The organism is Candidatus Manganitrophus morganii (assembly GCA_021651055.1).
GTDB lineage: Bacteria > Nitrospirota > Nitrospiria > SBBL01 > Manganitrophaceae > Manganitrophus > Manganitrophus morganii.
This window is the reverse complement of the sequence record JAJHOH010000001.1, coordinates 4,261,640-4,287,287: the sequence shown is the minus strand read 5'-3', so window position 1 is coordinate 4,287,287 and position 25,648 is coordinate 4,261,640. Positions and strand designations below refer to the sequence as shown.

22 protein-coding genes are annotated in these 25,648 nt (G+C 54.2%); 12 read left to right on the top strand and 10 right to left on the bottom strand.

Annotation, left to right across the window (positions count from 1 at the left end; all coding sequences use genetic code 11):
* The coding region (locus MCM46_19735; protein ID MCG3114043.1) for a tetratricopeptide repeat protein at nucleotides 1–2,735 on the bottom strand (2,735 nt) is incomplete at its 3' end.
* Between the two features lie 225 nt (nucleotides 2,736–2,960).
* The gene (locus MCM46_19730) at nucleotides 2,961–3,350 is read right to left on the bottom strand and encodes a DUF2294 domain-containing protein (protein MCG3114042.1); all 390 of its coding nucleotides are present in this window, start codon (nucleotides 3,348–3,350) and stop codon (nucleotides 2,961–2,963) included.
* A gap of 666 nt (nucleotides 3,351–4,016) precedes the next feature.
* On the opposite strand from MCM46_19730, the gene MCM46_19725 reads away from it, so the two are divergent.
* Nucleotides 4,017–4,274 carry a hypothetical protein gene (locus tag MCM46_19725; GenBank protein ID MCG3114041.1) on the top strand — a complete coding sequence of 86 codons (258 nt, stop codon included), beginning with the start codon at nucleotides 4,017–4,019 and terminating at the stop codon, nucleotides 4,272–4,274.
* On the opposite strand, the gene MCM46_19720 is transcribed toward MCM46_19725, so the two are convergent.
* Both MCM46_19720 and MCM46_19715 read right to left on the bottom strand, forming a co-directional pair.
* Entirely contained in the window at nucleotides 4,234–6,204 is a 1,971-nt protein-coding gene (locus MCM46_19720) for an ATP-binding protein (GenBank protein MCG3114040.1), read from the bottom strand. The genes MCM46_19725 and MCM46_19720 overlap by 41 nt on opposite strands.
* A 71-nt stretch (nucleotides 6,205–6,275) precedes the next feature.
* On the bottom strand, nucleotides 6,276–6,992 hold the full coding sequence (locus tag MCM46_19715; protein MCG3114039.1) for a hypothetical protein: 717 nt from the start codon (nucleotides 6,990–6,992) through the stop codon (nucleotides 6,276–6,278).
* Between the two features lie 236 nt (nucleotides 6,993–7,228).
* Between MCM46_19715 and MCM46_19710 the strand changes: the two genes are divergently transcribed.
* The gene (locus tag MCM46_19710) at nucleotides 7,229–8,530 is read left to right on the top strand and encodes a peptidoglycan DD-metalloendopeptidase family protein (protein MCG3114038.1); all 1,302 of its coding nucleotides are present in this window, start codon (nucleotides 7,229–7,231) and stop codon (nucleotides 8,528–8,530) included.
* A 4-nt stretch (nucleotides 8,531–8,534) separates the two neighbouring features.
* Here MCM46_19710 and MCM46_19705 read toward each other — a convergent pair whose 3' ends face one another.
* A complete protein-coding gene (locus MCM46_19705; protein MCG3114037.1) occupies nucleotides 8,535–11,486 on the bottom strand; it encodes an ATP-binding protein in 2,952 nt (983 codons plus the stop codon).
* A 140-nt stretch (nucleotides 11,487–11,626) separates the two neighbouring features.
* Here MCM46_19705 and pncA point away from each other — a divergent pair, with 140 nt between their 5' ends.
* On the top strand, nucleotides 11,627–12,211 hold the full coding sequence (gene pncA / locus MCM46_19700; protein MCG3114036.1) for a bifunctional nicotinamidase/pyrazinamidase: 585 nt from the start codon (nucleotides 11,627–11,629) through the stop codon (nucleotides 12,209–12,211).
* Between the two features lie 32 nt (nucleotides 12,212–12,243).
* Here the strand turns inward: pncA and MCM46_19695 are convergent, their stop codons facing one another.
* Nucleotides 12,244–13,221, bottom strand: a complete 978-nt coding sequence (locus MCM46_19695) for a hypothetical protein (GenBank protein MCG3114035.1) — start codon at nucleotides 13,219–13,221, stop codon at nucleotides 12,244–12,246.
* Nucleotides 13,205–13,864, bottom strand: coding sequence for a DUF3047 domain-containing protein (locus MCM46_19690; protein MCG3114034.1), 660 nt, complete (start codon nucleotides 13,862–13,864; stop codon nucleotides 13,205–13,207). The genes MCM46_19695 and MCM46_19690 overlap by 17 nt, the downstream gene beginning before the upstream one ends.
* 189 nt (nucleotides 13,865–14,053) lie before the next feature.
* On the opposite strand from MCM46_19690, the gene MCM46_19685 reads away from it, so the two are divergent.
* Both MCM46_19685 and MCM46_19680 read left to right on the top strand, forming a co-directional pair.
* Entirely contained in the window at nucleotides 14,054–15,016 is a 963-nt protein-coding gene (locus MCM46_19685; protein ID MCG3114033.1) for an AAA family ATPase, read from the top strand.
* A gap of 37 nt (nucleotides 15,017–15,053) precedes the next feature.
* Nucleotides 15,054–15,638, top strand: a complete 585-nt coding sequence (locus MCM46_19680; protein ID MCG3114032.1) for a helix-turn-helix domain-containing protein — start codon at nucleotides 15,054–15,056, stop codon at nucleotides 15,636–15,638.
* On the opposite strand, the gene bioA is transcribed toward MCM46_19680, so the two are convergent.
* Nucleotides 15,631–17,043, bottom strand: a complete 1,413-nt coding sequence (gene bioA / locus MCM46_19675; GenBank protein ID MCG3114031.1) for an adenosylmethionine--8-amino-7-oxononanoate transaminase — start codon at nucleotides 17,041–17,043, stop codon at nucleotides 15,631–15,633. The genes MCM46_19680 and bioA overlap by 8 nt on opposite strands.
* 232 nt (nucleotides 17,044–17,275) lie before the next feature.
* Here bioA and MCM46_19670 point away from each other — a divergent pair, with 232 nt between their 5' ends.
* The 7 genes from MCM46_19670 to mutY all read left to right on the top strand — a co-directional run bounded on the left by MCM46_19670 (nucleotide 17,276) and on the right by mutY (nucleotide 23,352).
* On the top strand, nucleotides 17,276–18,775 hold the full coding sequence (locus MCM46_19670) for a DegQ family serine endoprotease (GenBank protein ID MCG3114030.1): 1,500 nt from the start codon (nucleotides 17,276–17,278) through the stop codon (nucleotides 18,773–18,775).
* Between the two features lie 122 nt (nucleotides 18,776–18,897).
* On the top strand, nucleotides 18,898–19,935 hold the full coding sequence (locus MCM46_19665) for a TRAM domain-containing protein (GenBank protein ID MCG3114029.1): 1,038 nt from the start codon (nucleotides 18,898–18,900) through the stop codon (nucleotides 19,933–19,935).
* Nucleotides 19,935–20,642, top strand: a complete 708-nt coding sequence (gene ispD / locus MCM46_19660) for a 2-C-methyl-D-erythritol 4-phosphate cytidylyltransferase (protein MCG3114028.1) — start codon at nucleotides 19,935–19,937, stop codon at nucleotides 20,640–20,642. Before MCM46_19665 ends, ispD begins: the two co-directional genes overlap by 1 nt.
* Nucleotides 20,639–21,118, top strand: a complete 480-nt coding sequence (ispF, locus tag MCM46_19655) for a 2-C-methyl-D-erythritol 2,4-cyclodiphosphate synthase (GenBank protein MCG3114027.1) — start codon at nucleotides 20,639–20,641, stop codon at nucleotides 21,116–21,118. Before ispD ends, ispF begins: the two co-directional genes overlap by 4 nt.
* Before the next feature lie 37 nt (nucleotides 21,119–21,155).
* Nucleotides 21,156–21,809, top strand: a complete 654-nt coding sequence (gene cysE, locus MCM46_19650) for a serine O-acetyltransferase (GenBank protein ID MCG3114026.1) — start codon at nucleotides 21,156–21,158, stop codon at nucleotides 21,807–21,809.
* On the top strand, nucleotides 21,806–22,177 hold the full coding sequence (locus MCM46_19645; protein MCG3114025.1) for a response regulator: 372 nt from the start codon (nucleotides 21,806–21,808) through the stop codon (nucleotides 22,175–22,177). Before cysE ends, MCM46_19645 begins: the two co-directional genes overlap by 4 nt.
* A 62-nt stretch (nucleotides 22,178–22,239) precedes the next feature.
* Complete coding sequence (gene mutY, locus MCM46_19640; protein MCG3114024.1) at nucleotides 22,240–23,352, top strand: A/G-specific adenine glycosylase; 1,113 nt, start codon at nucleotides 22,240–22,242, stop codon at nucleotides 23,350–23,352.
* Here the strand turns inward: mutY and MCM46_19635 are convergent.
* Both MCM46_19635 and MCM46_19630 read right to left on the bottom strand, forming a co-directional pair.
* Nucleotides 23,341–23,616 carry a hypothetical protein gene (locus MCM46_19635; GenBank protein ID MCG3114023.1) on the bottom strand — a complete coding sequence of 92 codons (276 nt, stop codon included), beginning with the start codon at nucleotides 23,614–23,616 and terminating at the stop codon, nucleotides 23,341–23,343. The genes mutY and MCM46_19635 overlap by 12 nt on opposite strands.
* Before the next feature lie 82 nt (nucleotides 23,617–23,698).
* On the bottom strand, nucleotides 23,699–25,606 hold the full coding sequence (locus MCM46_19630) for an AAA family ATPase (protein ID MCG3114022.1): 1,908 nt from the start codon (nucleotides 25,604–25,606) through the stop codon (nucleotides 23,699–23,701).
* Nucleotides 25,607–25,648: the final 42 nt, after the last annotated feature.

Genomic DNA, 25,648 nt, shown 5'->3' with positions numbered 1-25,648 from the left:
GGATGTCGCTCTCCAAATAAATCTCTGCTAAGCGCTAAAGCTTTCTCAGAATATTCCAGCTGCCGCTTGTGATCGCCTAAAGCTCCATAAGCATTTCCTATATTGTTAAGATACGTCGCCGTCTTTGGATGTCGCTCTCCAAATAAATCTCTGCTAAGCGCTAAAGCTTTCTCAGAATATTCCAACTGCCGTTTGTGATCGCCCAAATCTCCATAAGCATTTCCTATACTGTTGAGCGAGGATGCTATACCTGGATGCTGCTCTCCAAATAAATCTCTTCTGATCGCTAAAGCTTTCTCAAAATATTCCAGCTGCCGTTTGTGATCACCTAAAGCTCCATAAGCATTTCCTATACTGTTGAGCGAGGTTGCTATATCTGGATGCTGCTCTCCAAATAAATCTCTTCTGATCGCTAAAGCTTTCTCAGAATATTCCAGCTGCCGTTTGTGATCACCTAAAGCGGAGCTAGTAAAGCCAAGATCAGCTAATAAGTGAGCTTTTAGTTCCAGATCATTTTGTTGTTCTTGTTCAAAAAAACTTATAGCTTTTTTAACCAGTTGTTCTGCCTCTTGATAACGGCCTCGGTGATAGGGTGGGTAGGCTTGTAGCCAGGTCAGACGGGCTACATGTTGCACTGAATAAATTAGAGCATGCTCTTGCCAGGCCCGAAGATGATCAATCTCAGCTTCATAACTAGGTAGGTTGGCAAAATCATCTTTCCTTTCCTGAAACCAATTTCCCAACAGTTTGCATATTTTCTCAACCCACTCTTTGCGTCCGACTAGTGAAATATCTTCTTGTCGTACTTCTCTGACAAGTCGATGGATCGCATAGCTTTCCGTCTCTGGAGTTTTTTGCAACAGCCGGAGGGCCGTTCCAAGACCGAAGGCGTTAATCAACTCTGTTGGATTTTGTGTGGCGAGGAGCGTGCAGAGTAACGAATGGCCCATCGGCGCTGGACCACTCCAAGTGAGTAGATCTAAAACATCCCGCAACCGGGGCTCTTCAGAGAAAACTTCTTCATTCACTTTTAAAGTAGACCAAAGATCGGACTCATGTTGGGTAAAGCTGCCCCTGAGAAATTTGTCCGGCAAAGCGGCCTTAAGATTCTTTTTCAAAAGGTCTCTGTATTGAGGCCAAGAGACTGATGGGCGATGACAAAGATAGGCCCCTGCCAATTCCAAGGCGAGGGGGAGGCCCCCCAAGGTCTCTGCGATTTCCGTTGCTGATTGATAATCTTCCTCTCCAATGGGTTCTCTATGAGCCTCCTGGATCAACAGTTTGAATGAAAGAGAATTATCAAGTGGGTCAAGAGGAACTGGAGTAAAACCAGGTTGGTCGGTTCGGCTGGTAATTAAAATATGAGGCTCAGCATCTGGAAAAGGAAGATATTCTTTTATCGTATCAAGATTTTCAAGATTGTCGAATATTATAAGACAATCGGAATAGCTTCTTACCCGCTGCTGTGCTACTTCTAGTTTATATTTGTGCTCGGACTCAGGAGCGATCCATCGCGCCTTCTCGGATAATTCTGTTAGCTGCGCGTCGATATCCTGATCGGCGCTTAGCCAAATCACACCGTTCGGATACTCACTCCGATAGCGATAAGCGTATTCCACTGCTAACTGGGTTTTACCGAGGCCGCCTAAGCCCTGAAAGGCTGCCGTTTGGCCGATAGCTGTATGATGGCCTTGTGTAAGTTGCTTACGCACTGCCTGAAGGGCCGCTTCTCTTCCAACAACTTGGTTCCCTTTAGAGCGATATGGAACAAAAAACACTGGGTTCCGGGGAGCATAAGTCTGCGTGGTAACATCCAATGATTTAATGGTGAGGTTGCTCCCTGGTGAGTTACATTCGGAAGCCACATTCCTTATATTGTGCAGTAGGTCTAGCAAAGGCTGCCCAAAGTCTGGAACGGTAAGGATCTCTAACGGTATACCAAGGGCCTTAATTCTTTCCCGATCAACCTCGCGGGCCAACACATAATGAGGTCCTGTGGTTCCCTTAAAAATTGTATCTATCAGTTTAAGCTGCGCACCAAAGTAAGAATCATCCAGGCTAAAACCTATGAATAGAAAAGTTCGAGGGGCCAAGAAGGCGCGTAGGGTCTCAATGGCTGCTTGGTATTGGGTGTTCACTCCGTTTGTTTCTGGGTAAAGGAGTTTATAGCCATCAGGAGTTAGGATTAAATTTGTGACATTATCGATATGACCATGAAGATGCCAAACTGATGGACGTTTTATTTGTCTCGGTCCCTCCCGGAGAGCGGCGATTTGTTCCGCCGGAGCTTCAACATCCCAAATGCAGAGGTTATGCTGCTCCGGGCAGGTCCAATTCAATATGCGATCATAATTTGTTGTAATGAGAAGGCGGCTACCTAAGCCCCATATACAACGAGCTAGTTCTAAACTTTTATCCTCCACCATTTCGCGAGGATGATCTAATTCTTTTTTTAGAAACTCGAACCAAACGGCTTTCAAGCTTTGGCGGGCACGGCTTGCAGCTTCCAGATAATCGGGAGGATCTATTTCCAAGAGAGATCTTACTAAAGTTGCGTCTTTGGTTTTTCCCTCTTGCTCCAAACGAATTGCTGCCCGCCACAGTAGCTCCTTCCAGCTGGGGAAAAGCTGGTTCCCCGTCTTTGCGTTCCGCACCGCCATGGAAACGCCTGATCCAATAAAAGGGATGACATTACCACTGGATAAGCGTTCTTTAAGAGTTTCGGGGATTTGCATTGATCTTCCTCTTAAAAACCTATCTTGCAATTTTTCGAGGGCTGATCTATGAGAAAAGAAACTGACAGGGAATTAGCAATTATCATTCTTTAATGAAGACTACGCGATCATAAGTAAATACCAAAAAAATGTCAAACAATAGAGTTATATTCCGATAAGATAGAAATTCTGGTTTTGCAGCATTGGATCAGGAAGAACCAGACCGTTACTACCTCCAGGGGAACTTTATCTGCCTGGATCAACCTCAAACCGTCTTTCAAGGTTTTCCGATAGAGAAAAAATAATCACCCGTTCTCCGCTCTTCGTGCTGATGTCGGTGTGAAGGCTGATCACTTTAAGGCCGGTCATCTTTTCGATCAGCTCCGAGAGGAGCCCGCGGCCTTGCTCCAGGAGATTGGAGCGGACTTGTTTGATGAGGTTGGTTCCTTCCGGATTCTTCGCCAACTGCTGCTCGGCGGGGGTGAGCACCCCCTTGAGGCGGAGCAGGATCATGTCGTCGATGATGTAGGTCTGCGTTTCCTTGGGGCCACGGCCCATGTAATCTTTTTCGAATTGAATGACGGCGTTGCTGATCTCCGCCTCGACCTGCCCCTTTGTTTTTTTTCCCGTCGGCATGGCTCTCTCTTATTAACGAAATGACCGCCTCACTTTACATCAGAAAACCGGACGCGTAAAGCGGAAATTGGGTAGTGGGTCAGTTGGGTTGAGCGGTTCCTTTTTGGTCGTCATTCCCGCGAAAGCGGGAATCCAGTGCTCTTAAACCTTTGGATGCCCGCTTCCGCGAGCATGACAAAATTTAAACTGACCCACGAATAGAAGGGGCTTTGCCCCGGATCCCACCTGCGAGGATCAATGTCGTGGGGCTCCTCGCCCCACCCCCCGCCACGGGGGTTGCGTGCCCAACCCCCTTTGGATTCCCAGGGCAGCGGAGGGGGCAAGCCCCCCCCTGCTCCCCCCACGGTCAGAACTCGCACAACGCACGGAAGAGCACCGTGGATTGTGCTTCAAACATGCTGACCTGATTTGGTCGATAATACGTCTGGACAGAAGAACGCAGGAGAATGGGGGGCGCAGGACGCCCATGACGCGCACGCTCTTTGCTCTTGGGTTTTGATTTAATTCTTAGAATTCGGGGTGATGTTCTGTGGGGCTCTGCGCCCGCAGCGCAAGGGACCCACTGGGGGATGGGTGGAGCGAGGACGCAGAGACCCACTACAAATCAAATCGTTCCACCTACCCTATTAGGTCAGCTGTCTGAAGCACCATCCACGGTGCTCTTCCGTGGGGGTGCGAGTTCTGACCGTAAGACGGGGGGAGCTGGGGGGGTACTTTCCCCCCGGCTGCCCTGGGAATCCGAAGGGGGGTGGGCACGCACCCCCCGCGGCGGGGGTGTGGGGCGAGCAGCCCCACGACATTGGATTCAGGCAGGTGGGGCTTGGGGCGAAGCCCCGCTACATCATCAATTATCTGCGGGACGGGGAGTGCGCGATCGGAATGTTCAAGACGGGGTCGATCGGACGAGCGCGGAGAGCGCTTTAGCCAGCCGTTCGGGATCGACCGGTTTGACGAGATAAGCATCAAAACCGGCCATCAACGCCTGTTGTCGATCTTCGAAGCCGCCGTAGGCGGTCAGCGCGACGGCCGGAATGTGCCGCCGTCCCTCCGATTCCTCCTGCCGCAACCGCCCGATCAAGGCATATCCATCGACCTCCGGCATGGCAATATCGCTAACCAAAACATCCGGCTTTAGGTAATCCAGGGCGCGGCGCGCCTCTTCCGCCGATCCGACCGCGGCGACCTCGGCCTTGCGCTGCTTCAACACCAACGTGACAAGATCCCGGGCATCGGCCTCGTCGTCCACCACGAGCACTTTGATCCCCTCCAACATCGTCGGAAATTCTTCCTCGGAACGCACCGGGCTTGATCCTCCCGTCCGGATCGCCCGGACGGGGAGCCTCACGGTAAATGTCGCCCCTCGACCCTCTCCTTCACTGGTCGCCTGGACACTCCCGCCGTGCAACTCCGCGAGGTGGCGGACGATCGACAAGCCCAAACCGAGGCCGGTGTGCGACCGATTCGGGGAGGCTTCTCCTTGCCGGAAACGCTCGAACACAAAAGGAAGAAAGTCGGGAGGGATGCCGATTCCGGTGTCGCTGACCGTCAGCGCGACATAGGGGGGAATCCGTTTGAGTCCGACGCGAACTTCCCCTCCTTCCGGGGTAAACTTGACGGCATTTAAAACAAGATTCCATGTCACTTGCTGGAGCCGATCGGGATCGCCCACGAAGGGAGCGGCGGAGGGATCCAGGTCCGATTCCAGCCGGATCCCCTTTGCATCCGCCGCCGGCTGGACGGTATCCACAGCGGCCTCGATCACTTCAATGAGATCGATCGGCCTGGGATGAAGGCGAAGTTTGCCGGTAATAATCCGGGAGACATCGAGCAGATCTTCGACCAGTTGGGCCTGCGCCTTCGCATTCCGCTCGATCGATTCGATCGCCCGCGCGGCCTGCTCCTCGTTGAACATGCCGGAGCCGAGCAGTTGTGAATAACCGAGGATCGCATTCAACGGGGTTCGAATCTCGTGGGAGATCATCGCAAGGAATTCATCCTTCGAACGGTTGGCCTCTTCCGCTTCGAGGCGGGCCTTCTGCTCTCGGATCAAAAGATCGTTCCGTTCCTCTTCCGCCCGCTTCCGCTCGGTGATGTCGCGCATCACCACCGAGTAGCCGCTCAGGCCTCCGGAGGCATCCCGCAGCGCCGTGACCACCATGAGCGCCCAAAAAATCGATCCGTCTTTCCGCATCCGCCAATCTTCTTCCTCGAAGCGTCCCTCCGTCGCGGCAATCTGGAGCGCTTTGTCCGGCCTCCCTTGCCGCACTTGTTCGGGAAGATAGATATGGGAGATCGGCTTTCCGAGGATCTCTTCCGCTTGGTACACTTGGATCCGCTCGGCCCCTGCGTTCCAGTTGATCACCCGCCCCGCCGCATCAAGCATAAAAATCGCATAGTCTCTCGCCCCGTCGACAAGAAGACGGAAGCGCTCCTCGCTTTGGCGGCGAGTCTCTTCGTTATGGCGGGCCTCCTCCATACTCGCTTCGGCTTGGTTTTTGGCGGAATGAAGCGCGACGGTTAATGCGCTGATGACCAATCCTTCGAAGATAAAAAGCCCCATCTCGACCGTTTGTCCCGGTGTGTAACCGAGGAAGCCGTAATGTGGAACGAGAAAAACGTAATCGCTGACGAGGGCCGATAGGGCGGTTGCCAACAGCCCCGGTCCCAAGCCGCCGTACCAGGCGCTCACCATGACCGCAATGAGGAAAAGAAGAAAGGGGCTCTCCTCGCGGATGAAAGGGTCAATGAGGAGTTTCAGGGATAGGATCAGGGCCACCGTGAGCACGCCCATCCCGTAGCGAAGAAAGGGGTGACGGTACTCTCTGATCTGTTTACTCCTGAGCTTGAAAAACATCGATCGGACCTCGTTTCTATATCGATAGCAAATTGCGGAAGCGAACGCAAGTGACGGGAAGAAGGGGAGGGTCAGGGGCGACTGAAAATGAAGAGACGGCCGATCGACTCGGTGTACTCTTTCCATTCCGAGAAACGGTTCAGCTCATAAGCAGTGAGAGGAGATTCCGACATCTGCTCTTGAACGACCGTGGGAAGCCCTTTGGAAGAGGCCGGTTTGAACGAGATCCGGTCCCGGATGACGGTGAAAGAGGGAGAGGAGGCGGCTCCGCCGGTCAGCAAAAGACGCCCGCGCGTTGAATCGATCCGCAGAATACCGATGAGATATCCATAAGGAATCAACAGCGCCGCGCGATGACGGTCGGCCCAACCCAACTTCTCCCATTCGAAGGGGGCGGCGGAAGCCGGATCGGAGGTGGCCTGCTCGGTTAATGAGAGCCATTCCAAGGGGGTCCGCTCGTAAATACAGAGGTAGGCGTCATACCGAAGAACATTCCCCATGCCGATCCCGGTTCCGACCTGCTCGATGCCGTATCCGCAGGAGAAGGGCTCGATCCCAAACTCCCGGGAGAGGCTTCTCTGCTGGCGTGTTTCAACCGGCGTTGCGGCAAGGTCTTCCCGAGAGATATGAAGTTGGTGGGGAGAAGAATCGCCGCCGCCGAGGCGAAGAGAAGGGGAGACCGCTTGACAGGTCCCGAACGTAAGATAGGCTTCATGACAAAAGACGGCGGGCGCGCCGAGGTGATTATTGAAAACAGTCGAAAAAGGCTGCTGTTGCCCGATCAACATCGATCCCTCCGTTGCGCCGAGCATAACACAGTCGGCGGTAAAGAAACACGATCGGCCCTTTTCGAGTCCCCGCCATTTTGATGATCTACGTCACTCTCTTTAGAAAATTTAAATAAAAATGGATCGATCCGGCTTTTTTTATGTTACAATGCAGCGGCTTTTTCATTTTTTTCTCGTTTTAAAATCCTCGCATCGGATATAATAATATCAACTGCTCTGTATCAGTTTGAGGTTCTATGCGGAAAGTCGGACTCGGATTAACCCTTTTTTTCTTATCGCTCTACCTCGTGTCGCATTGGCTGCCCGAGAGTGATTCAGCCCCCGAGGGGGAGACCGGCTCGGTGAATGAACAATCGGCCGAGGGATTGTCGTCCGAGATCGCCCCCGATATCCTCTCCGCCCTGGCCCCGGAGAGCGCCGAAGAAATCGTAAAAGAAATCGTAAAGGAGCATACGTTCAAATCGGGCGATTCGCTTTTTGCGGTTCTCTCTGTCTTGGGGATTCCCGATGCGGAGATTTTCGATATCATGAAAGCGGCCAAAAAAGTGTACGATCTGAGGAAGATCATCCCCGGGCAAAAGATCATCGTCTTCTTGGAGGAAGCCCCTCAAGCGGTCGGTAAGATGCTGGTTCAGATCGACCCGTTCCGTTCTCTCAAGGTGGAGCGCTCGGAGAACGGGTTCCAAGTGGTCGAAGAGAAAACCCCTCTCGAACGAGACATTGTCAGTCACAACGGAGTCATCTCAGACACCCTCTATGAATCGGCGCGGCGCTCCGGGGTGCCGGCGGAAGTCATTCTCGATCTTTCGGATATTTTCGCCTGGGACGTCGACTTCAGCACCGAGATCCAATCGGGAGGGCACTTCCGGGTCGTTTATGAGGTGTTTAAAAATGAGGAAAAGATCCTCCGGACCGGCCGGGTATTGGCGGCGGAGCTGATGAACGAGGGAGAGACCTACCGCGCTTACCATTTTTCCAACGACGGCGGAAAAGGGGATTACTACGATGAAAACGGAAGGTCGCTGAAGAAGGCTTTCTTGAAATCGCCCCTGCGCTACCGCTACATCAGCTCCGGATTTACGACCAAGCGCTTTCATCCGGTCCTCAAGGTGAATCGGCCCCATTTGGGAGTCGACTATGCCGCCCCCCGCGGCACACCGGTGATGGCCGCAAGCGACGGCACCGTCAGCTTCGTCGGCTGGAACGGCGGGCATGGAAAGACGGTCATCATCCAGCATCGAAACGGGTACAGCACCCTTTACGGACATCTTTCAAGTTACGGGGAGGGGATCCGGAAGGGAAAAAAGGTCGCGCAGGGAGAGATGATCGGACGGGTCGGCTCGACCGGATTAAGCACCGGTCCGCATCTTCACTATACCCTCATGCGGCACGGCAAACCGATCAATCCGAAAAACGCCGACGTCGTTCGGGGGGAGCCTCTTCCCAAAACATGGGAAGCTCCCTTCAAAGAAAATGTCGAGGAGATGAACCGTCACCTCGATTCGGAGACCCACCCCGCGGCGGAAGGCCGCGCTTAGCCTTTCACTCCACTTCAAGTAAAATGCCGGTATCCCTTCTTTCATCGAGCTTGGCAACGGCGGCCGCGAGCTGCGCCGGTTGGACCGGTTTCGAAAGATGGGTCTGGAAGCCTGCCGAAAGAATTTTCTTGCTATCTTCCGTTCTTGAATAGGCCGTCAGGGCCAAGGCGGGAATATTCCCCCCTTGCTCCGGCGCCAGCGCCCGGATTTTTCGAATCAGGTCGTATCCGTCTTCTTCGGGCATGGCGATATCGCTCACCAGGATATCGGGGCGCGCTTCCGCAATGACTCTCATCGCTTCTTTCACCGATCCGACCGCCGTGACCTCCGCCTGACACTGTCTGAGGGTCGTCATCACAAGATCGCGCGCGTCCGCTTCATCGTCCACAACCAACACCCGTAAACCACGGCGCAGGACCGGGCGCTTCCCCGGGCTGCCGGGTTGCATCGCGGTCGAAAGCCGCCGCATCTCCTCGTTCACCCGGACCGGCCGGCCGGGTAATTTAACGGTGAAGGCGGCCCCTTTTCCTTTTCCGGGGCTCTCCGCGGAGACCGTTCCTCCGTGGAGTTCGACAAGATGGCGGACAATCGCCAGACCCAGGCCGAGGCCGCTATGCGTGCGGGTGCTCGAGGAGTCGGCCTGCCGGAATCGATCGAACACATAAGGAAGAAAATCGGGAGCGATCCCTATTCCGGTATCGCGAACGCGGATTTGAACATCGGAATCGATTTGATCCACCTCAATGGAAACGCTCCCTTGCCGGGGGGTGAATTTGATTGCGTTGGAGATCAGATTCCAAATGACCTGTTGAAGCCGATCGGGATCTCCCAAGACAGAGATCGACGGATCGGAGAGGCGCGATGTGATGGAAATCCCTTTCGCGTCGGCGGCCGGCTGAACCGCATCGATGGCCGCGCGGAGAACCGGGGCGACCTCGATTTGGCGGACCTCCATGTGGAGTTTGCCGGTAATGATTCTGGAAACGTCGAGAAGGTCCTCGATCAGTTGCGCTTGCGACGTTGCGTTTCTTGAAATCGATTCCAGGGCGCGACGGTTCGTCTCCGCGTCGAGCGTCTCTCCTTGCATAATGTGGGACCATCCCAAAATGGCATTGAGGGGGGTCCGAAGCTCATGGGAGACCACCGCCAGAAATTCGTCCTTGGCGTGGTTTGCCTCCTGGGCTTGCCGGTAAAGGCGCGCATTCTCGATGGCGAGGGCGGCCCGCCGGGCAAGGTCCTGCGCCAGGGCGAGATCCTTCGGGCTGTATATGCGGCCCGACTCGGCGGAGAGGAAGGTCATCGCTCCGATCGGACGACTCTGGATAATGAGCGGAACGATCATGACCGATCGGGGCCCGATCTCCCGCAGCATTCGAAGATGGGCTTCATCCCGGGCGGATCCGGCCAGATTCGCGTCGGAAATCTCCGTGTAGATCTCAGGACGGCCCGACCGCAGCACCTCCGGCACCCCCTCGGCCTGATTCGGATCGATCGGATAACGCTCTTGGAGCTCCTGGAGCCGTTTCGCTTTTTCCGGATCGACATGAGACAACGCGACGGGATGGATCGATCCATCCTTCTCGACGATGCTGACGGTGCACCCGTCGGCCAGGCGGGGAACGGCCAACTCGGCCAGGCGGGTGAGGATCGCCTCGTATTCGAGGGAGGAGGTCAGCAGCGCCCCGGCCTCGGAGAGAAAGGTCAGACGCTGTTGGGTCGCTTCGGCTTCGATGCGCGCCGTCTGCTCCCGGACCAGTTGCTCCCTTTCTTCCTCGGCCTTCTTTCGCTCGGTGATATCTTCGGAGATGCCCAAGAGGTAGAGCGGTTTTCCTTCTTTGTCGTAGAGGGGGATCTTCTTGGTATGCAGAATCCTCATGCCGAGGCGCCTTGTCTGGATCGGCTCTTCCGGAATATCCACCAAACGGCCCTCATAGAGGACCTGGCGGTCTTTAGAGACGAAAAAATCGGCCTGTTCTTTCGGAAAAAAATCATAGTCGTTTTTTCCGATCAAATCCTCTCTGGGGTAGCCCAACAGCGCTTCGCCGGCTTTATTGAATCGCACGAACCGAAGCTCCTGCGCCTCTTTCACGAAAATCATGTTCGGAAGGTTTTCGACGATGGAGTTGAGAAAGTCTTCCGCGCGCCGCAACTCCTCTTCCCCCTCGCTCCGCTCCGTAATGTCCTGCCCGGTGCCGATCATTTTTATCGGTTGGCCGTCCGGACCCCGATCCACCTCCCCCCGCGCTTGAAGCGTCCGGACGGCGCCGTCGGGACGAATAATCCGGTGAGAAAAGCTGAACGACGGTTGGTCGGAGAGCGCCCGTCTGATCATTTCCTGCGTCTGGGAGCGGTCGTCCGGGTGCACGCGATCGAGAAATATCTCATAAGTCATCACACACGATTGGGGCTTCAGGCCGTAGATTCGGTAGAGCTCATCCGACCAGGTCACCTTGTTTTCTCGAATATCCCACTCCCAACTTCCGAGGGAGGCGATCTCCTGCGCCATGGCGAGTTGATGCTCGCTCCTTCGGAGCTGCTCTTCCGTCCGGTTCTTTTCGGCGATCTGATTCTGCAGTTCCGGATTCGCTTTTTCCGAGGGAGCCGTCCGATCGACGCGCCGTTCGGAGGAATGCATGGCCGCGGCCAAGAAGCTGATCGCGATCCCTTCGAGAAGGAAGAGGCTGAACTGGGTCAGGGCGCTCCGGTCGAATCGTCCAAAGGAGTGGAGGGGAGGGAGGAAAAAATAATCGGACGCGGCGGCGGCCAGGAAAGTCGTTACGAGGGCGGGTCCCGGCCCGCCGTGCCAGGCGCTGATGAGGATCGGGACAAAAAGAAGGAGGAAAGGCCCTTGCGCACTGAAGACGGCACCCGCCCATTCTTTAAGGAGGAGGGCGACCATCAAGATCAGCGGCCCCAGGCCGTATCTCAACAGGCGTCGATGATGTTTCTCAAACATTGATTTCTGATAGCCCTGTTTGAGTATAATTTTAAGCAGATAATTCATTATAGCGACACTGACCGAAAAATCAAGGGCTTGAAAATCCGTTGCCCCTCTCCCTTGGATTTTTATATAATTTTGAGTGAAGAGGAAGGCGAATGAAGATCACCGACAAAACCGCATTGATCGTGGTCGACGTTCAGAACGACTTTTGTCCGGGAGGCGCGCTGGCGGTTCCCGCGGGAGATTCGGTGGCTCCCATTCTAAACCGGTATGCCGATCTCTTTTCAAGATCCGGCGCGCCGATTTATGCGACGCGCGATTGGCACCCGGAAAATCATCTCTCTTTTAAGGAGCGGGGCGGCCCCTGGCCGGCGCATTGCGTGCAAGGAACAAAGGGGGCCGAATTTCACCCCCGTTTGACCCTCCCGAAGAATGTGGCGATGATCTTAAAAGGAACCGATCCCGACAAAGAAGCATACTCCGGCTTTCAGGGAACCGATCTGGCGGAACGGCTCCGGCGGCAGCAGGTTGAACGGCTCTTTGTCGGAGGCCTCGCCACCGATTATTGCGTGAAGAACACCGTCCTGGATGCGCTCAAAGCGGGGTTCGAGACGGTCTTTTTGAAGGATGCCTCACGCGGGGTCGACGTCCACCCCGGCGACAGCGAAAAAGCAGCCGAAGAGATGAAAAAGGGGGGGGCTTCCGTCTTGACGATCGATCAGATCGATCCCCCAGATTAACGCGCTCTTCAGCGGATTCGGTTTTCTTCGGCCTATTTTGGATAAACCAGAAAAATCGGTTTCTCCGATCGTGTAAATCGCGCCGGAAGGGGTCCGATCGTTTCCCCATCTACATGAATGATCCCTTCTCCCGCCGCTTCAATCACCCTTCCTTCAACATATTGAACGTCCTTTCCCGGCTTCCTTCGCAACAGAAGGGGAGGGAGCATGCCGAAATATCCGAGCGGACCGGCCGGTTTGACGAGACAGAGGATGAGGGAGCGAGAACGGAGATCCGATAAGGGTGAAAAGATGAACGGGCCCGCGATCAGCCTTGCCCGCGCGACGACCCCCGTCGAGCCGGTATAAGAAGCGCCGTCGGCTGTAAAACGAAGGGTCGGATAACGATAGGTGAAGAGGCCGATAAAACCGAGAATGAAATAGACCCAGAGCTTCGGGATTTTTCGAAGCAGGCCGCTGCGCCGCTCGACCCGGCCGCTGACATACCCGTCGAAGCCGGCGCCGGCCAGGAGAACAAAGTAACGATGCGCCTTGGCGCCCGAAGGATTTTCCTGCCGGGTGACTCTGCCGAGAAAAATCGGTTTGGCCGTTCCGGCCAGAAGGGCCTGATACGCCTTCCAGGGATCGAGCGGAAGGCCGATCTCGCGCGCCAGTCCGTTTCCGGTTCCGGTCGGTAGAATTCCGAGCGGGGGAGAAGGAATTTGATCCGGTGCGGGATCGTCTTCATCGATCATCCCGTTCACGACCTCGTTGATCGTGCCGTCTCCGCCCGCGCAGAGGAAAAGGGTCCATCCTTCCGTCCGTTTCTCCTTGATGAGCCGCGTGGCGTCCCGGACGGCGGTGGTGTAAATAATCTCGTGAGAGGCGGCCGCCCGGCGGAGATGTTCGATGATCCGGCCGAGCTTTTTTCTCTTCAAGCGAGATCCGGCCGCCGGATTGACGATCAACAGAACCTTGGCGAGCGAAAGGGAGGGGATGGCTGCTCCGGCGGGGTTATTCTTTTTTTCCAATTCGGATATCGGTAAAGTAGCTTTCGGCGGAAGAGTCGGTGTCGTCCGAATCGATCATGATGGTGATCCCCCCGATCTCCGGAGGTTCTTCTCCGAAGAGGGTTTTATAATCCTCGTAGACATTTCTCGTCTCCGTCACCCATTTGCCCAGATTTTCGGGACCGCTTTGGAGAACGATGTAGCGGGTATTCGACGATTTCCGGCTGGTGATTTCGGCCATCTTGGGAGCGCTGGTCTCCCAGATATAACCGACGAGCCGGGTATTGACCATCTTGGGGAATCGGGGAAACATCACATACATCTGAGCGGCTTGATCGTCTTTTTTTTTGTCCCGGACATCGGCCCCTTCCGGCAGCCGGGTCACCTTCCACTGCCAGGAAAGAATGGGGGTCTTCTTTGGATTGAGCTCTTTCTCCCGGTAGACGCCGAAACTGTTGCCGTCGCTGACCAGACGGAGCGCCGTGACCCCCGCTTCTTCGACCGTCTCGATTTTTCGCGTGTTTCCGAACCATTGCTTGAGCTCCCACCCCTTCGGGAGCCCCTCTTTATCGTGACCCGCAGAAAAGTCCTCATGAAACAGATCCGCTGCAAGAAGGGTGAGGGGAAATACCAGCAGGATCATCACGACACCAAAACGAAACAATCTATTTCTTTGAATAATCATTTCCGACTCGTCTCCGAATTTTAGAAATAATACCATAATTTTAGTTGAAAACAGGACCGGTTTGATATAATGATAACAACTGTTCTCAAAAAGCAATCTACCGAAAAATATGGATCTCCATTTTCTGACTCTGAATCGGGCGCAAGCGAACGGGAATTTGTGACGGCCATGATGGAAAATATCGGATTATTCAGCGGTCTCCAAACCCCTAAAAAGGAAATCTGGGCGGTCGGAGGGGGAAAGGGGGGGACCGGAAAGAGCTTCTTGGCCGCAAACCTGGGGATCGCCCTGACCAGGATGGGAAAGCGGGTCCTTCTGGTCGATGCCGACCTGGGGTGCGCCAACCTTCACACCTGCCTCGGCGTCACCCCCGGGACGACCCTTTCCGACTTTATCCAGGGAAAAATCAGAAATATTGAAAGTGTCCTGACACAAACGGAAATCCCGAATCTGGCCCTGATCTCCGGCGCCCAGGATTATCTGGAGATCGCCAATCCGAAACACAGCCAGAAAATGCGGTTGATCCGCCAGATTCATGAGTTGAACTTCGAATATATCATCCTCGACCTGGGGGCGGGAACCTCTTTTACGAACCTCGATTTTTTCCTGAGCGCCGATACGGGGATCCTCAGCGTCATCCCCGAGCCGACCTCCATCGAAAATGTCTACCGGTTTATCAAAAGCGCCTTTTATCGCCGATTTAAGAAAATCGCCCGAGATCCCGAAGTAAAAGAGATGATCACCCTCGCCATGGATGAGAAAAACGAGCGGGGGATCCGAACGCCGCACGATCTGATCGATCAGGTCGCAGCGATGAATGAAAAGGCGGGGCAGAAGCTGAAAGAGGCGGTTTATACCTTTGCCCCGAAAATCGTCGTCAATCAGGTTCGCTCCAAGGACGACATGACCCTCGGCTTTTCGATGCGGAGTTCTTGCGGAAAATATTTCGGAATCAAGGTTGATTATGCGGGATACATCGAATACGATGACCATGTTTGGCAGGCGACGAAAAAGAAGCGTCCGTTGCTGCTTGAATTTCCCTATTCGAGTGCCGCCCGTTGTTTGGAGCGAACCGTTTCGAATCTGATGAAAAAAGAAGAGTTGAAGTTAAACTCGATTGTAAACCAATAGCCATAAAAATGGGGCGGTCACCAGCAACCAATTGAGTATGAAGAGATTTTCAGATCAGAATTACTACGAGATCCTTGAGATACCGTATCGGGCGACGTGGGGAGAGATTCAAAAGGCTTACGAATTGGCGAAGAAGACCTATGGGAGCGATTCCATCGCATCTTATTCGCTTTTCGATCAAGGCGACCGCGCTCTGATTTTCAAGAAAATCGAGGAAGCCTACCAGACACTCATCGATCAGGAAAAAAAAAGAAAATATGATGAATCGCTGGCGCAGGCGGTCGAGGAGGTTGCGCAGCGGATCGCCTCTTCCGCTCAAGAGGCGCCGGCCGCCCCTTCCCAGGAGGAGGCGCTTTCCGGAGAGATCACCGGAAAGACGCTCAAAGGAATGCGGGAGCGGCAAGGGGTCTCTCTTCAGGAAATCGCCGACCGGACCCGGATCAATCTCACCTATCTCCTCAGCATCGAGGAGGATAATTTCCGGACCCTTCCGGCCGAGGTCTACCTCCGCAGCTACATTCACCAATATGCCAAAATGCTCCAGTGGGATCCGAACAAGATCCTCGAGGGTTATTTAAAAACATACCAACGCTGGCAAAAAGAGAAAACCCCCTCTACTTAATTTCAGACGTCACCCGCTTGATCTCCTCACCGACGATGCGAATCAGCCTTTCCAGCTCCCGAATCGAAATCGACAAAGGGGGCATCAAAACGATCACGTTGCCGAGCGGCCGGAGAAGCACCCCCCTTTCCTTTGCGCGGCGGCAGACCTGCGCGCCGACCCGCCATTCGATCGGGTAGGGGGTCTTCTCTTTTTTATCCGCAACCAATTCAATCCCGACCATCAAGCCGGCCTGACGGATCTCCCCGACATGCGCCCAGCGCTTCCAGGGATCGAGTCTTTTTTTGACGAATGCAATTTTCGGCCGGAGCCGATCGAGCACTTTCTCTTTTTCGAATATTTTCAGATTGGCGATCGCGGCGGCGCAGCCGAGCGGGTTTCCCGTGTAGCTGTGTCCGTGGAAGAAGGTCTTGAATTCGGCATATTCCCCCAGGTAGGCCTCGTAAATCGGTTGCGTCGTCAGGGTGGCCGCCAGCGGGAGGTACCCTCCCGTGATCCCTTTGGAGATCGCCATCAGGTCGGGGGTGACCCCCTCCTGCTCGCACGCAAACATCCGGCCGGTCCGGCCGAACCCGGTCGCCACTTCGTCGGCAATCATCAACAGGTCGTATTTGTTGCAGAGCGCCCTGATCCGCTTCAGATACCCGGGAGGAGAGGTCAAGATCCCCGCCGCCGCTTGAACGAGCGGCTCGATGATGAGGCCGGCCAGCTCCCGGCGGTGGCGCTTGATCGTTTTTTCGACCTCTTCAATACAAGCCATGCCGCAAGAAGGAGCGGTCAAAGAGAGAGGGCATCGGTAGCAGGTGGGGGAGGGGACCTTGATCGTTTCAAACAAAAGGGGCGCGTACGCTCGATGGAAGAGATCGATTCCGCCGACGCTGACCGCCCCGATCGTATCGCCATGGTAGGCGCTTTTGAAAGAGATGAATTTGCTCTTTTTTCGATAGAGCCCTCCGCGTCGTTGCCAGAAGCCGTAGGCGAGCTTGATCGCCACCTCGACGGCGGTCGATCCGTTGTCGGAGTAAAAGACTTTGGTCAGGCCGGGCGGGGCAATATTCAGGAGCCTTTCAGCCAATTCGATCGCCGGGAAGTTGGTGAGACCGAGAAGGGTGGAATGGGAAATCCGTTTAATTTGATCGATCAGCGCTTCATCGATCTCTTTTTTGCGATGGCCGTGGATGTTGACCCAAAGGGAAGAGACGCCGTCGATGTATCGCTTTCCTTCGGCGTCGATCAGCGTGACCCCTTTTCCCCGGTCAATAATCGTCGGGACCTCTTTCTCCCATTCCTTCATTTGGGTGAAGGGGTGCCAAATCAACCGCCGTCCCTTTTCGATCCAATCGGCGGAAATCCCATGACCCTCTTTTCCCTTCCGAGCGGTCTGTTTTCCCCTTGGATGTTCCAACTTAGGTCCCCCTCGGACATTGCGCTCTTTGTCTGATCTCTTCAATCGCCCTCAGTCTCTTTATCTCATTGATAGTTCAATAACTTTACTTTCCGAAGACAGCTATAGTATAATGCGCCAACATACACCAAATGAAAAAATAATTCATTCATCTTTATCCATCTTCATGAAGGACGTCGGAAAATTGTTGAGTCGCTTCTTCATTAATTGCGGTACCCACCGGGGGAAATGAATGTCAGATGTTCATCATGAAATACGGCCAAAACGGCTTGTATTTTCCATTTTTTTGATTATTCTCGGAATCGTCATCGGAATTACACTTGTCTCCGAGTTTCGTCTTCTTCCATTCGGGGCGGCGGTCAACGATCCTCAAAAATCGAAGCCCCCCGCCATCAGCCAAGCCGAACAGACCTTTGTTGAAATCTCCAAATCGGTGACACCCGCGGTGGTCAACATCGCGACCACGCGGGTGGTCGATCGCGGGGAAGAGGCGCCCGGTTTCCCGTTTGACGATCCCTTCTTCAGGCGATTCTTCGGCGATGAGCCTCCCCGTCGCGGCCAGCCGCGCGAGCGGCGCGCGCAGAGCCTGGGATCGGGGGTGATCGTCGACCCGAACGGCCTGATCCTCACGAACAATCATGTCGTGGAGAAGGCGGATGAAATTAAAGTGGTGCTGGGAGACAAGCGGGAGTTCAAGGGCAAACTGATCGGCAGCGATCCGAAGACCGACCTTGCCGTCATCCGGATCGAGGCAAAAGAGCTTCCCACCGTTTCCTGGGGGGATTCGGACAAGCTGCAGGTGGGAGAGTATGTTTTGGCGATCGGCAATCCATTCGGGCTGAACCAGACAGTGACGATGGGGATCGTCTCGGCGGTCGGCCGCGCCAACGTCGGCATCGCCGATTATGAAGACTTCATCCAGACCGACGCCGCCATCAACCCCGGCAATTCGGGGGGGGCGATGGTCAACACGCATGGAGAATTGGTCGGGATCAATACGGCCATTTTCACCCAGAGCGGCGGCTACATGGGGATCGGCTTTGCCGTTCCGAGCAACATGGCGAGATCGATCATGGAGAGCTTGGCGAAAGACGGCAAGGTCGTCCGCGGCTGGCTGGGGGTCTCGATCCAAGAGGTGACGCAGCAGCTCGCCAAGGAGTTCGGCCTCAAAGAGTCCAAGGGAGCCCTCGTCAGCGATGTCCTTCCCAATAGCCCTGCAGAAAAGGCCGGCTTCCATCGGGGGGATGTGGTCGTTCAGTTTAACGGTCAAGTGGTCGAGAATTCGACGCAGCTCAGAAATTTGGTGGCAAAAACCGGCGTCGGGACCAAGGCCAAAGTGCGTGTGGTTCGTGATAAGAAGGAGAAAGAGTTAGAGGTTACGATCGAGGAACAGCCGAAAGATATCGCCGGAAGCGGCGATGTGGAAGCGGACCCGGAAGCGACCAGTACGGCTCTTGCCGGAATCGAGGTCAGGAACCTGACCCCGGAGGCGGCCAGACAACTCGGCTTGAATCGAAACGACAAAGGGGTGGTCATCACCCGCGTCGATCCGGGAAGTGTTGCGGACGAGGTCGGACTGCAACGGGGCGATCTGATCATGGAGGTCAACCGCAAACCTGTCCGAGACACGGATGACTATGATGAACTGATCTCAAAAATCGGAAAGGACGAAGCGGTTTTGCTTCTCATTAACCGACAGGGAAGAACCATGTTCGTCACGATTGCTCCTTGATTACTTAAATCATCGGCGGCGAGCGTATCTCATAGATACCGTTAAACTGGATTTCAGAGAACTCATTCGAGTAACGATGATGGCGCAATCGACTCTTGTTTCACCAAACGGGAGGGGCGGCTATGATGGTGGGAAATTACGCAATACATGCCTTTTTTATTCTGCTCAGTACCCTTACCGGTTATTCAGTCGCCTCTCGACTTGTCGAAGAAGGGGATGCATTCTGGGGCGCACTGATCGGGCTGACGCTCGGAGGGGGATTGGTCGCTTTCGGCCTCTATTTGGAAAAAGCCGCGGTCAAAAGGCTTTTCTGGGGCTGTTTCGGGTTGATCATCGGGGTCCTATCAAGCGGTCTCCTCAACCTCATGCTCGATCCGGTCTTCTCTTCCAACCCCTCTTTATTTTTGCTCTGGAAGGGATTCTCTCTTCTCTTTTTTTCCTATATGGGGCTGGTGCTCGCGCTCAAAGTTGAGAAAGATCCGGGTCTGCTGCTTCCTGCAAAACGCCAGGCCGACCCCCCCGCCGCATCGAACAGCAAGATCTTGGATACCAGCGTCATTATCGACGGCCGGATTGCCGATCTTTGCGAAACCGGTTTTCTGGAGGGAACGTACATCATTCCACAGTTCATTCTGCATGAGCTTCAGCATATTGCCGATTCATCCGACTCCTTAAAGCGGGCCCGGGGCCGCCGGGGACTCGATATTCTCCATCGCATCCAAAAAATGGTCGATATCGACGTTCGGATCGTGGATGATGATTTCCCTTCCATCAAAGATGTCGATTCGAAAATCGTCGCCCTTGGAAAACGGATGTCGGCAAAAGTAGTAACCAATGATCTCAATCTGAACAAAGTTGCGGAACTTCAAGGGGTTCGGGTTTTGAACATCAACCAACTCTGTAACGCCTTAAAACCGGTGGTGCTCCCCGGCGAGACGATGCGTGTTTTCGTCCTAAAGGAGGGAAAAGAATCGGGACAGGGGATCGCTTACCTGGATGACGGCACGATGATTGTTGTGGATGAGGCGAGGAAGTGGATTGGAAAGAATATCGATGTCGTCGTCACCAGCGTGTTACAAACCACGGCCGGGAGGATGATCTTTACCCGCGTCCGTGAAGAGCCGGAGCGCGAGGAGTACCAGGCGGTGAGAGCCAACTGATGATCCATGCGGTGATTCCTGCCGCCGGTCGGGGAACGCGGCTGGGAGGCAAAATAAAGAAACAGTTTCTGGCGCTCCAGGGTCTCCCTGTGGCCGTCCACACCCTCACCGCTTTTCAAGATGCTTCCCTCATTGATGAGATTGTCTGCATTACATCTAAAGAAGATCTCTCCTTCTTCGAGCGTCTCGTTTCGGATCATTCGCTGACAAAAGTGACGAAGATTCTTCCGGGAGGGGAACGCCGCCAAGATTCTGTTTGGGCGGGGATCTCCTATCTGGAAGAATGGAGCGATCAGAACGACCTGGTTGTGGTTCATGACGGTGTCCGGCCGCTGGTCACCCCGCAATTAATCGAAAGAGTGATCGAGGCGGCCAAGGCGGAGGGAAGCGCGGTTGCGGCGCTTCGGGTCACCGACTCGCTGAAACAGGTTTCTTCTGATAAAATGATCCTAAGGAGCCTTCCGAGGGAAAATGTCTGGGCGATGCAGACGCCGCAGGTCTTCCGATTGGGAATCCTCCTGGAGGCGTACCGGAGCGCGGCGCAGGAGGGGTTCGAAGCGACCGACGAGGCAATGCTGGTTGAAAGGCGGGGGGTGCCGATTCGCTGTGTGGAAGGATCGATCGAGAACATCAAGATCACCCTCCCTCCCGATCTGGAGACGGCTGAAATCTTCCTTCGGGCGCGCGGAAGCAGGCTCCATCGATGATCCGAATCGGCATCGGGTACGATGTTCACCAACTCGTCGAAGGATCTCCCTGCATCCTGGGGGGGGTCGAGATTCCTTTCGAGAAGGGGCTCAAGGGATATTCGGATGCCGATGTCCTGCTCCATGCGATCTGCGACGCTCTCCTCGGGGCCGTTGGAGAAGGAGACCTGGGCCGGCACTTTCCGGAAGGCGACCCGAAGTGGAAGGGGGTCTCGAGCCTCCGGCTTTTAGAAGAGGTGGCAATGATTCTGTTACAAAAGGGTTATCAGGTCGTTAATATTGACTCCGTCATCATTGCCGAAAAACCGAAGGTTGCTCCTTTTGTCGATCCGATGAAGGTGAACATCAGCCGCCCCCTTTCGATCGATCCGGCCGCGGTAAGCATCAAGGCGACGACCAATGAAAAGATCGGTTTCATCGGGCGGGGAGAAGGAATCGCCGCGCAAGCGGTTTGTCTCATCGAACGGCGCGGGTGACGATGACAATTGAAACTAAAGGAAACGGGTTTAAAGAATGTTGAAAGAAATTAAAGAAGATATTCAAACTATTTTCGAGAGGGATCCTGCCGCCCGGAACATCGCCGAAATCTTATTGACGTATTCCGGCTTTCATGCGACACTCCTTCATCGAATCGCCCATTTTCTCTGGCGGAAAAACGTGCCGGTGATTCCCCGGCTGGTCTCTCACTTTTCTCGATTCATCACCGGTATCGAAATCCACCCGGGCGCCACCATCGGACGCGCTTTTTTCATCGACCATGGGATGGGGGTCGTCATCGGTGAGACGGCGGAAATCGGCGACAATGTCACCCTTTATCAAGGGGTGACCCTCGGGGGGACCGGCCAGGAGCCGGGGAAGCGCCACCCGACGCTGGGAAACAATGTCATTGTCGGCGCCGGAGCGAAAGTTTTGGGGGCGATCGTCCTCGGGAATCACGTCCGGGTCGGCGCGAATTCGGTTGTGCTGAAGTCGGTTCCGGACCATGCGACGGTCGTCGGCATTCCCGGAAAGATCATCCAACGCCGGCGGGAAGAGGGGGTGCTCGACCATACCAATCTGCCCGACCCGATTGCGGAAAGGTTGGAACGGCTCGAGAGGGAAATTCAAGAGCTGAAGCATGAGATCCAACAGCGGGTTTCACACACGATGGGAGGATTTTCCGGATGAAGGAGAAAGTTCTGATTGTGGACGACACCGAGTTCTATCAGAAGGCATACCAGAACAAACTCCTCTCGGCCGGATACATCACCTCCGTCGCAAATAACGGGGTGGAGGCGTTGAAGGCCCTCACGACCGATAAACCCGACCTGATCCTTCTTGATCTGATGATGCCGATTATGGACGGATTTAAAGTGCTTCAGACGGTCAAAGCCAATCCCAATCTTCAAAATATCCCGGTGATTGTTTTTTCCGCCAAGGGTGCGAGCGAAGAGATCAGCAAGGCGCTTCAAGCCGGGGCAAGCGACTTTCTGGTAAAAGCGACCACCACTCCCAATAAAGTCGTTGAGAAAATCAAAGAGGTTCTCCAAAAGTAAAGAGAACGGTTTTATCCTTCTGTCCCCAGTGATAACCCACCTTTATTGACTTCAAACGATTGATGTCTAAAGTCATTGATCAAGACGAAATTGGTTTTTTCACGCGGAATCTTTTGACGTGGTATCGTGTCCATGGACGCGATCTCCCCTGGCGGCGAACGACCGATCCCTATGCGATCTGGGTTTCCGAGATCATGCTGCAGCAGACCCAGGTCGCAACGGTCCTTCCCTATTACGAGCGATTTCTTTCGAGTTTTCCCGCGATCCGCGATCTTGCCTCGGCCTCCCCGGACAAAGTTTTAAAAGCGTGGGAGGGGCTCGGATATTACGCGCGGGCAAGACATCTGCATCGGGCGGCAAACGAGATCATGATCCGCTTCGGCGGAAAATTTCCCTCCCGGTTCGAGGAGATTCTCTCCCTACCGGGAATCGGCCGATCGACGGCGGGGGCGATTGCGACCATCTCCCTGGGCCAAAGATATCCGATCCTGGACGGCAATGTGAAGCGTGTTCTCTGCCGCTATTTCTGTATTGAAGAAGATCCCAAGAAAAAGGAGATCGAGGAACAACTCTGGGACTATTCCGAAAAACTTCTCCCCCGCAAAGGAGCCGACGACTACACGCAGGCCGTCATGGATTTGGGGGCGACCCTCTGCACGCCGGCGGAGCCTCGCTGCCCCTTGTGTCCTGTGCGCAATCAATGCAAGGCCCGGGAAAAGGGGGTGCAGGAAAAACTGCCGATCAAGGGGGCGGGAAAAATCATACCCGAAAGGGACTATGTGGCCGGGGTTGTGTTTCGGAAAGAGAAGGTGTTGATTCGCCGGCGCCCTGCGAAAGGCCTCCTTGGAGGGTTGTGGGAATTTCCCGGAGGACGGGTCGAGTTAGATGGAAGGGCAGGGGGATTCGAGAAAAAGATAAAAGGAACGCTTCAGAAAGAAATTCCATGGACGGTCGATCAATGGGCTCCCTGGGGAAAAATAAAACATACCTTCACCCATTTTAAAATGACCCTCCATGTTTTTTCCGGACGGATCGAGGATCGAAAAGGCAAAAACACCGACGCGCAAAAATGGGTCGGGGTGGAAGAATTATCGAACTATCCCTTTTCTTCCGCTCATCAAAAAATCTTGTCGAAATTAAAACAGCCTGATGAACAGCCACGGCTATTTTCGTGAGCGTTTAAACCAAGAATCGAGTGTTCCCTCTTTGATTTCTTCGAGGGCAATTTGGTTAAAACGATGGTATTGAATCCAGTGAGCCAATTTCTGTATCGCCTCCAGATCTCTCCCTTTTTTCTTTTTCAGCCCCTTCCACTTTTCATCAATCATCTTTTCAGAATAGACCTGGACCTTTTCCAGAAAGTCATAAACCACCGCAGCCTTGATCTCCGGCTTTAGCTTCAGCGCTTCCCTTCGATATTTTTGATGATAAAACGCCATCGGATTTCTCCTCCTGATGTAGTGAGCAGGAGAATATACCATAGCTGCAGATCGAGGAAAACAGATAAGAAGACGCCGGCCGTCAGTTGGACTGGGACGCGCTCAATGTCACCGCTTGATCGGCGGCCTTGGGAGAGAAGGGATAAACGGTGAAGAGAATAATTTGCCGGCGCTTGGACGCTCCGCGAAGCAACTCAAGGGCCGTTTCTTGCGACGCGGGGGCCAAAATGCTGAAAGGTTCATCCAAAACAAGGGGGAAGGTCACATTCGAAAACTGATCAAGCGCGGCCAGGAGAAAAGAGAGAAAGATCTGATCGGCCGTTCCGGAACTGACCTGATCGATCCCGACACCGCTCACCTCGATCTCGCCGTCCTCTTTTAGATGGAGTTTTCCGTTTTGGGTTTGCTTAAAGAGGGCGTACAGGATGTTCGTTTGTTGTTCGACCTGCTGCAAAGCGAAGGGAGGATTTTTTTGTTTTCCGATGGAGAGCGCGGTCGGAATAAACGAAAAAGGGGCGTTCGTGTTCACGGCGGCCGGCACCGGACCCAAATCAGGCATCTCGATCGCTTGAGGCTCTTTGGCAGGCTCCGAGTGGCGAAGGGACTCTTCTAGGCGGTAGAGCTCTTCGGTTAAACCGCTATAGCCCTGAAATTTTTCCTCCAGGATCTTTGTCTCTTTCTCGGCCTCTTGAATCGTCAGGGTGATCTCCTCGACCGTTTCACCCTTTAAGAGAGCCTCTTTTTTCTCCATGACCTCTCGTTTCTTTTGAAGATGCTGCTGGTACGCGCGTTGGCGATCTTTGAACTCCTGAATCTCTTTACAGCCGGTTTTTGCGAGAAGCTCGGCGGTTTCCTTGTGCTCTTTGTCGAATTTCCGCTGCAGCGAGTTGGCTTTTTCATTGAAGCCGGTCATTTTTTTCTCGAGGGCCTTCTTCGCTGCAGCGCGTCCGGTCGATTGAAGATAAGCGAAGAGAGAAAGGCCGATTCCCGCAAGGACACCGATCGGAAAGAGATAACGGAAAGGACCCTGGAGGGTCACAAAGAGGGGGAGCAAAAAGGAGCAAACCGTCACCACGATGCCGATACGCAGTTTTTGATCTTGAAAGAGGTCGGTTTCACCCATGTTCGCCAGGTTGGCTTGAATCTCCTCCTTCTGTTCTTCAAGCTGGGTTAATTCCGTTTGCTTATTCTGTGCGGCTGTTTCATATTGTTTGATCAGATCGGGTCGAACGGTTTCGATCCCGGCAAAAGCGGCGTACTTTTTTGTTTCGGCATCCTGAAGTTGAGTGGCTTCACTATCGAGCTCGCGCAATTGATTTAATCTCCGCTTCGACACGGAGATTCGATCTCGGGCATTCAGCAGCGTTTCTTCGACCTTGGCCATCTCATCCAGCTTCTGCTGGATCTCTTTAATCTGAGTTTGTTTTTCAGCGCGCAGCTCGGGGGTGAGAATCGCCTGTTCATTTTCCGCCGATTGGGTAACAGGAAAGCCAAATCTTTTTGGAGCCGAGCCCGGCGCGCCGGAAACCATGTTCGGCCGATGTACGCCTGATCCATTTCCATGGGAAGCGGCGGAGGGGAACTGGAGCCGGTCGATCAGGAAAAGAGAGGAGAGATCTCCTTCCTGTATTCCCCCTGCCTGCTCGCAGATCCAGGCGGTAATCTTTTTCCGGTCTTTTTCAAGGAGTGTTTTTTGTCCCGACGCATCGAGCTTGGAGAGATTGTAGAGCCCCTTTTGGTAATCGGCGGTGATCCGATAGGTTCCTTTGTCTCTTCCTTGTAAAATGACGGCGGCTTGCGCCGGCTGATTCTCGACGAACCGAATTTCCTTGAGTTCATTTCCCAAAAGCAGGGAAGAGAGAACCCGGCGGACGGTTGTCTTGCCGGCGCCGTTGGCTCCGAACACCAGATTCAGGCCCGGTTTGAGGGAGATTCGGGTCGGTTTATGGAAAGGCTCGATTCCGTAAAGATCGATTGCGAGAAGAAGCATGCGCCAGGATCCGTTTTACGAAGCTGTCGTTGAGAGATTTAA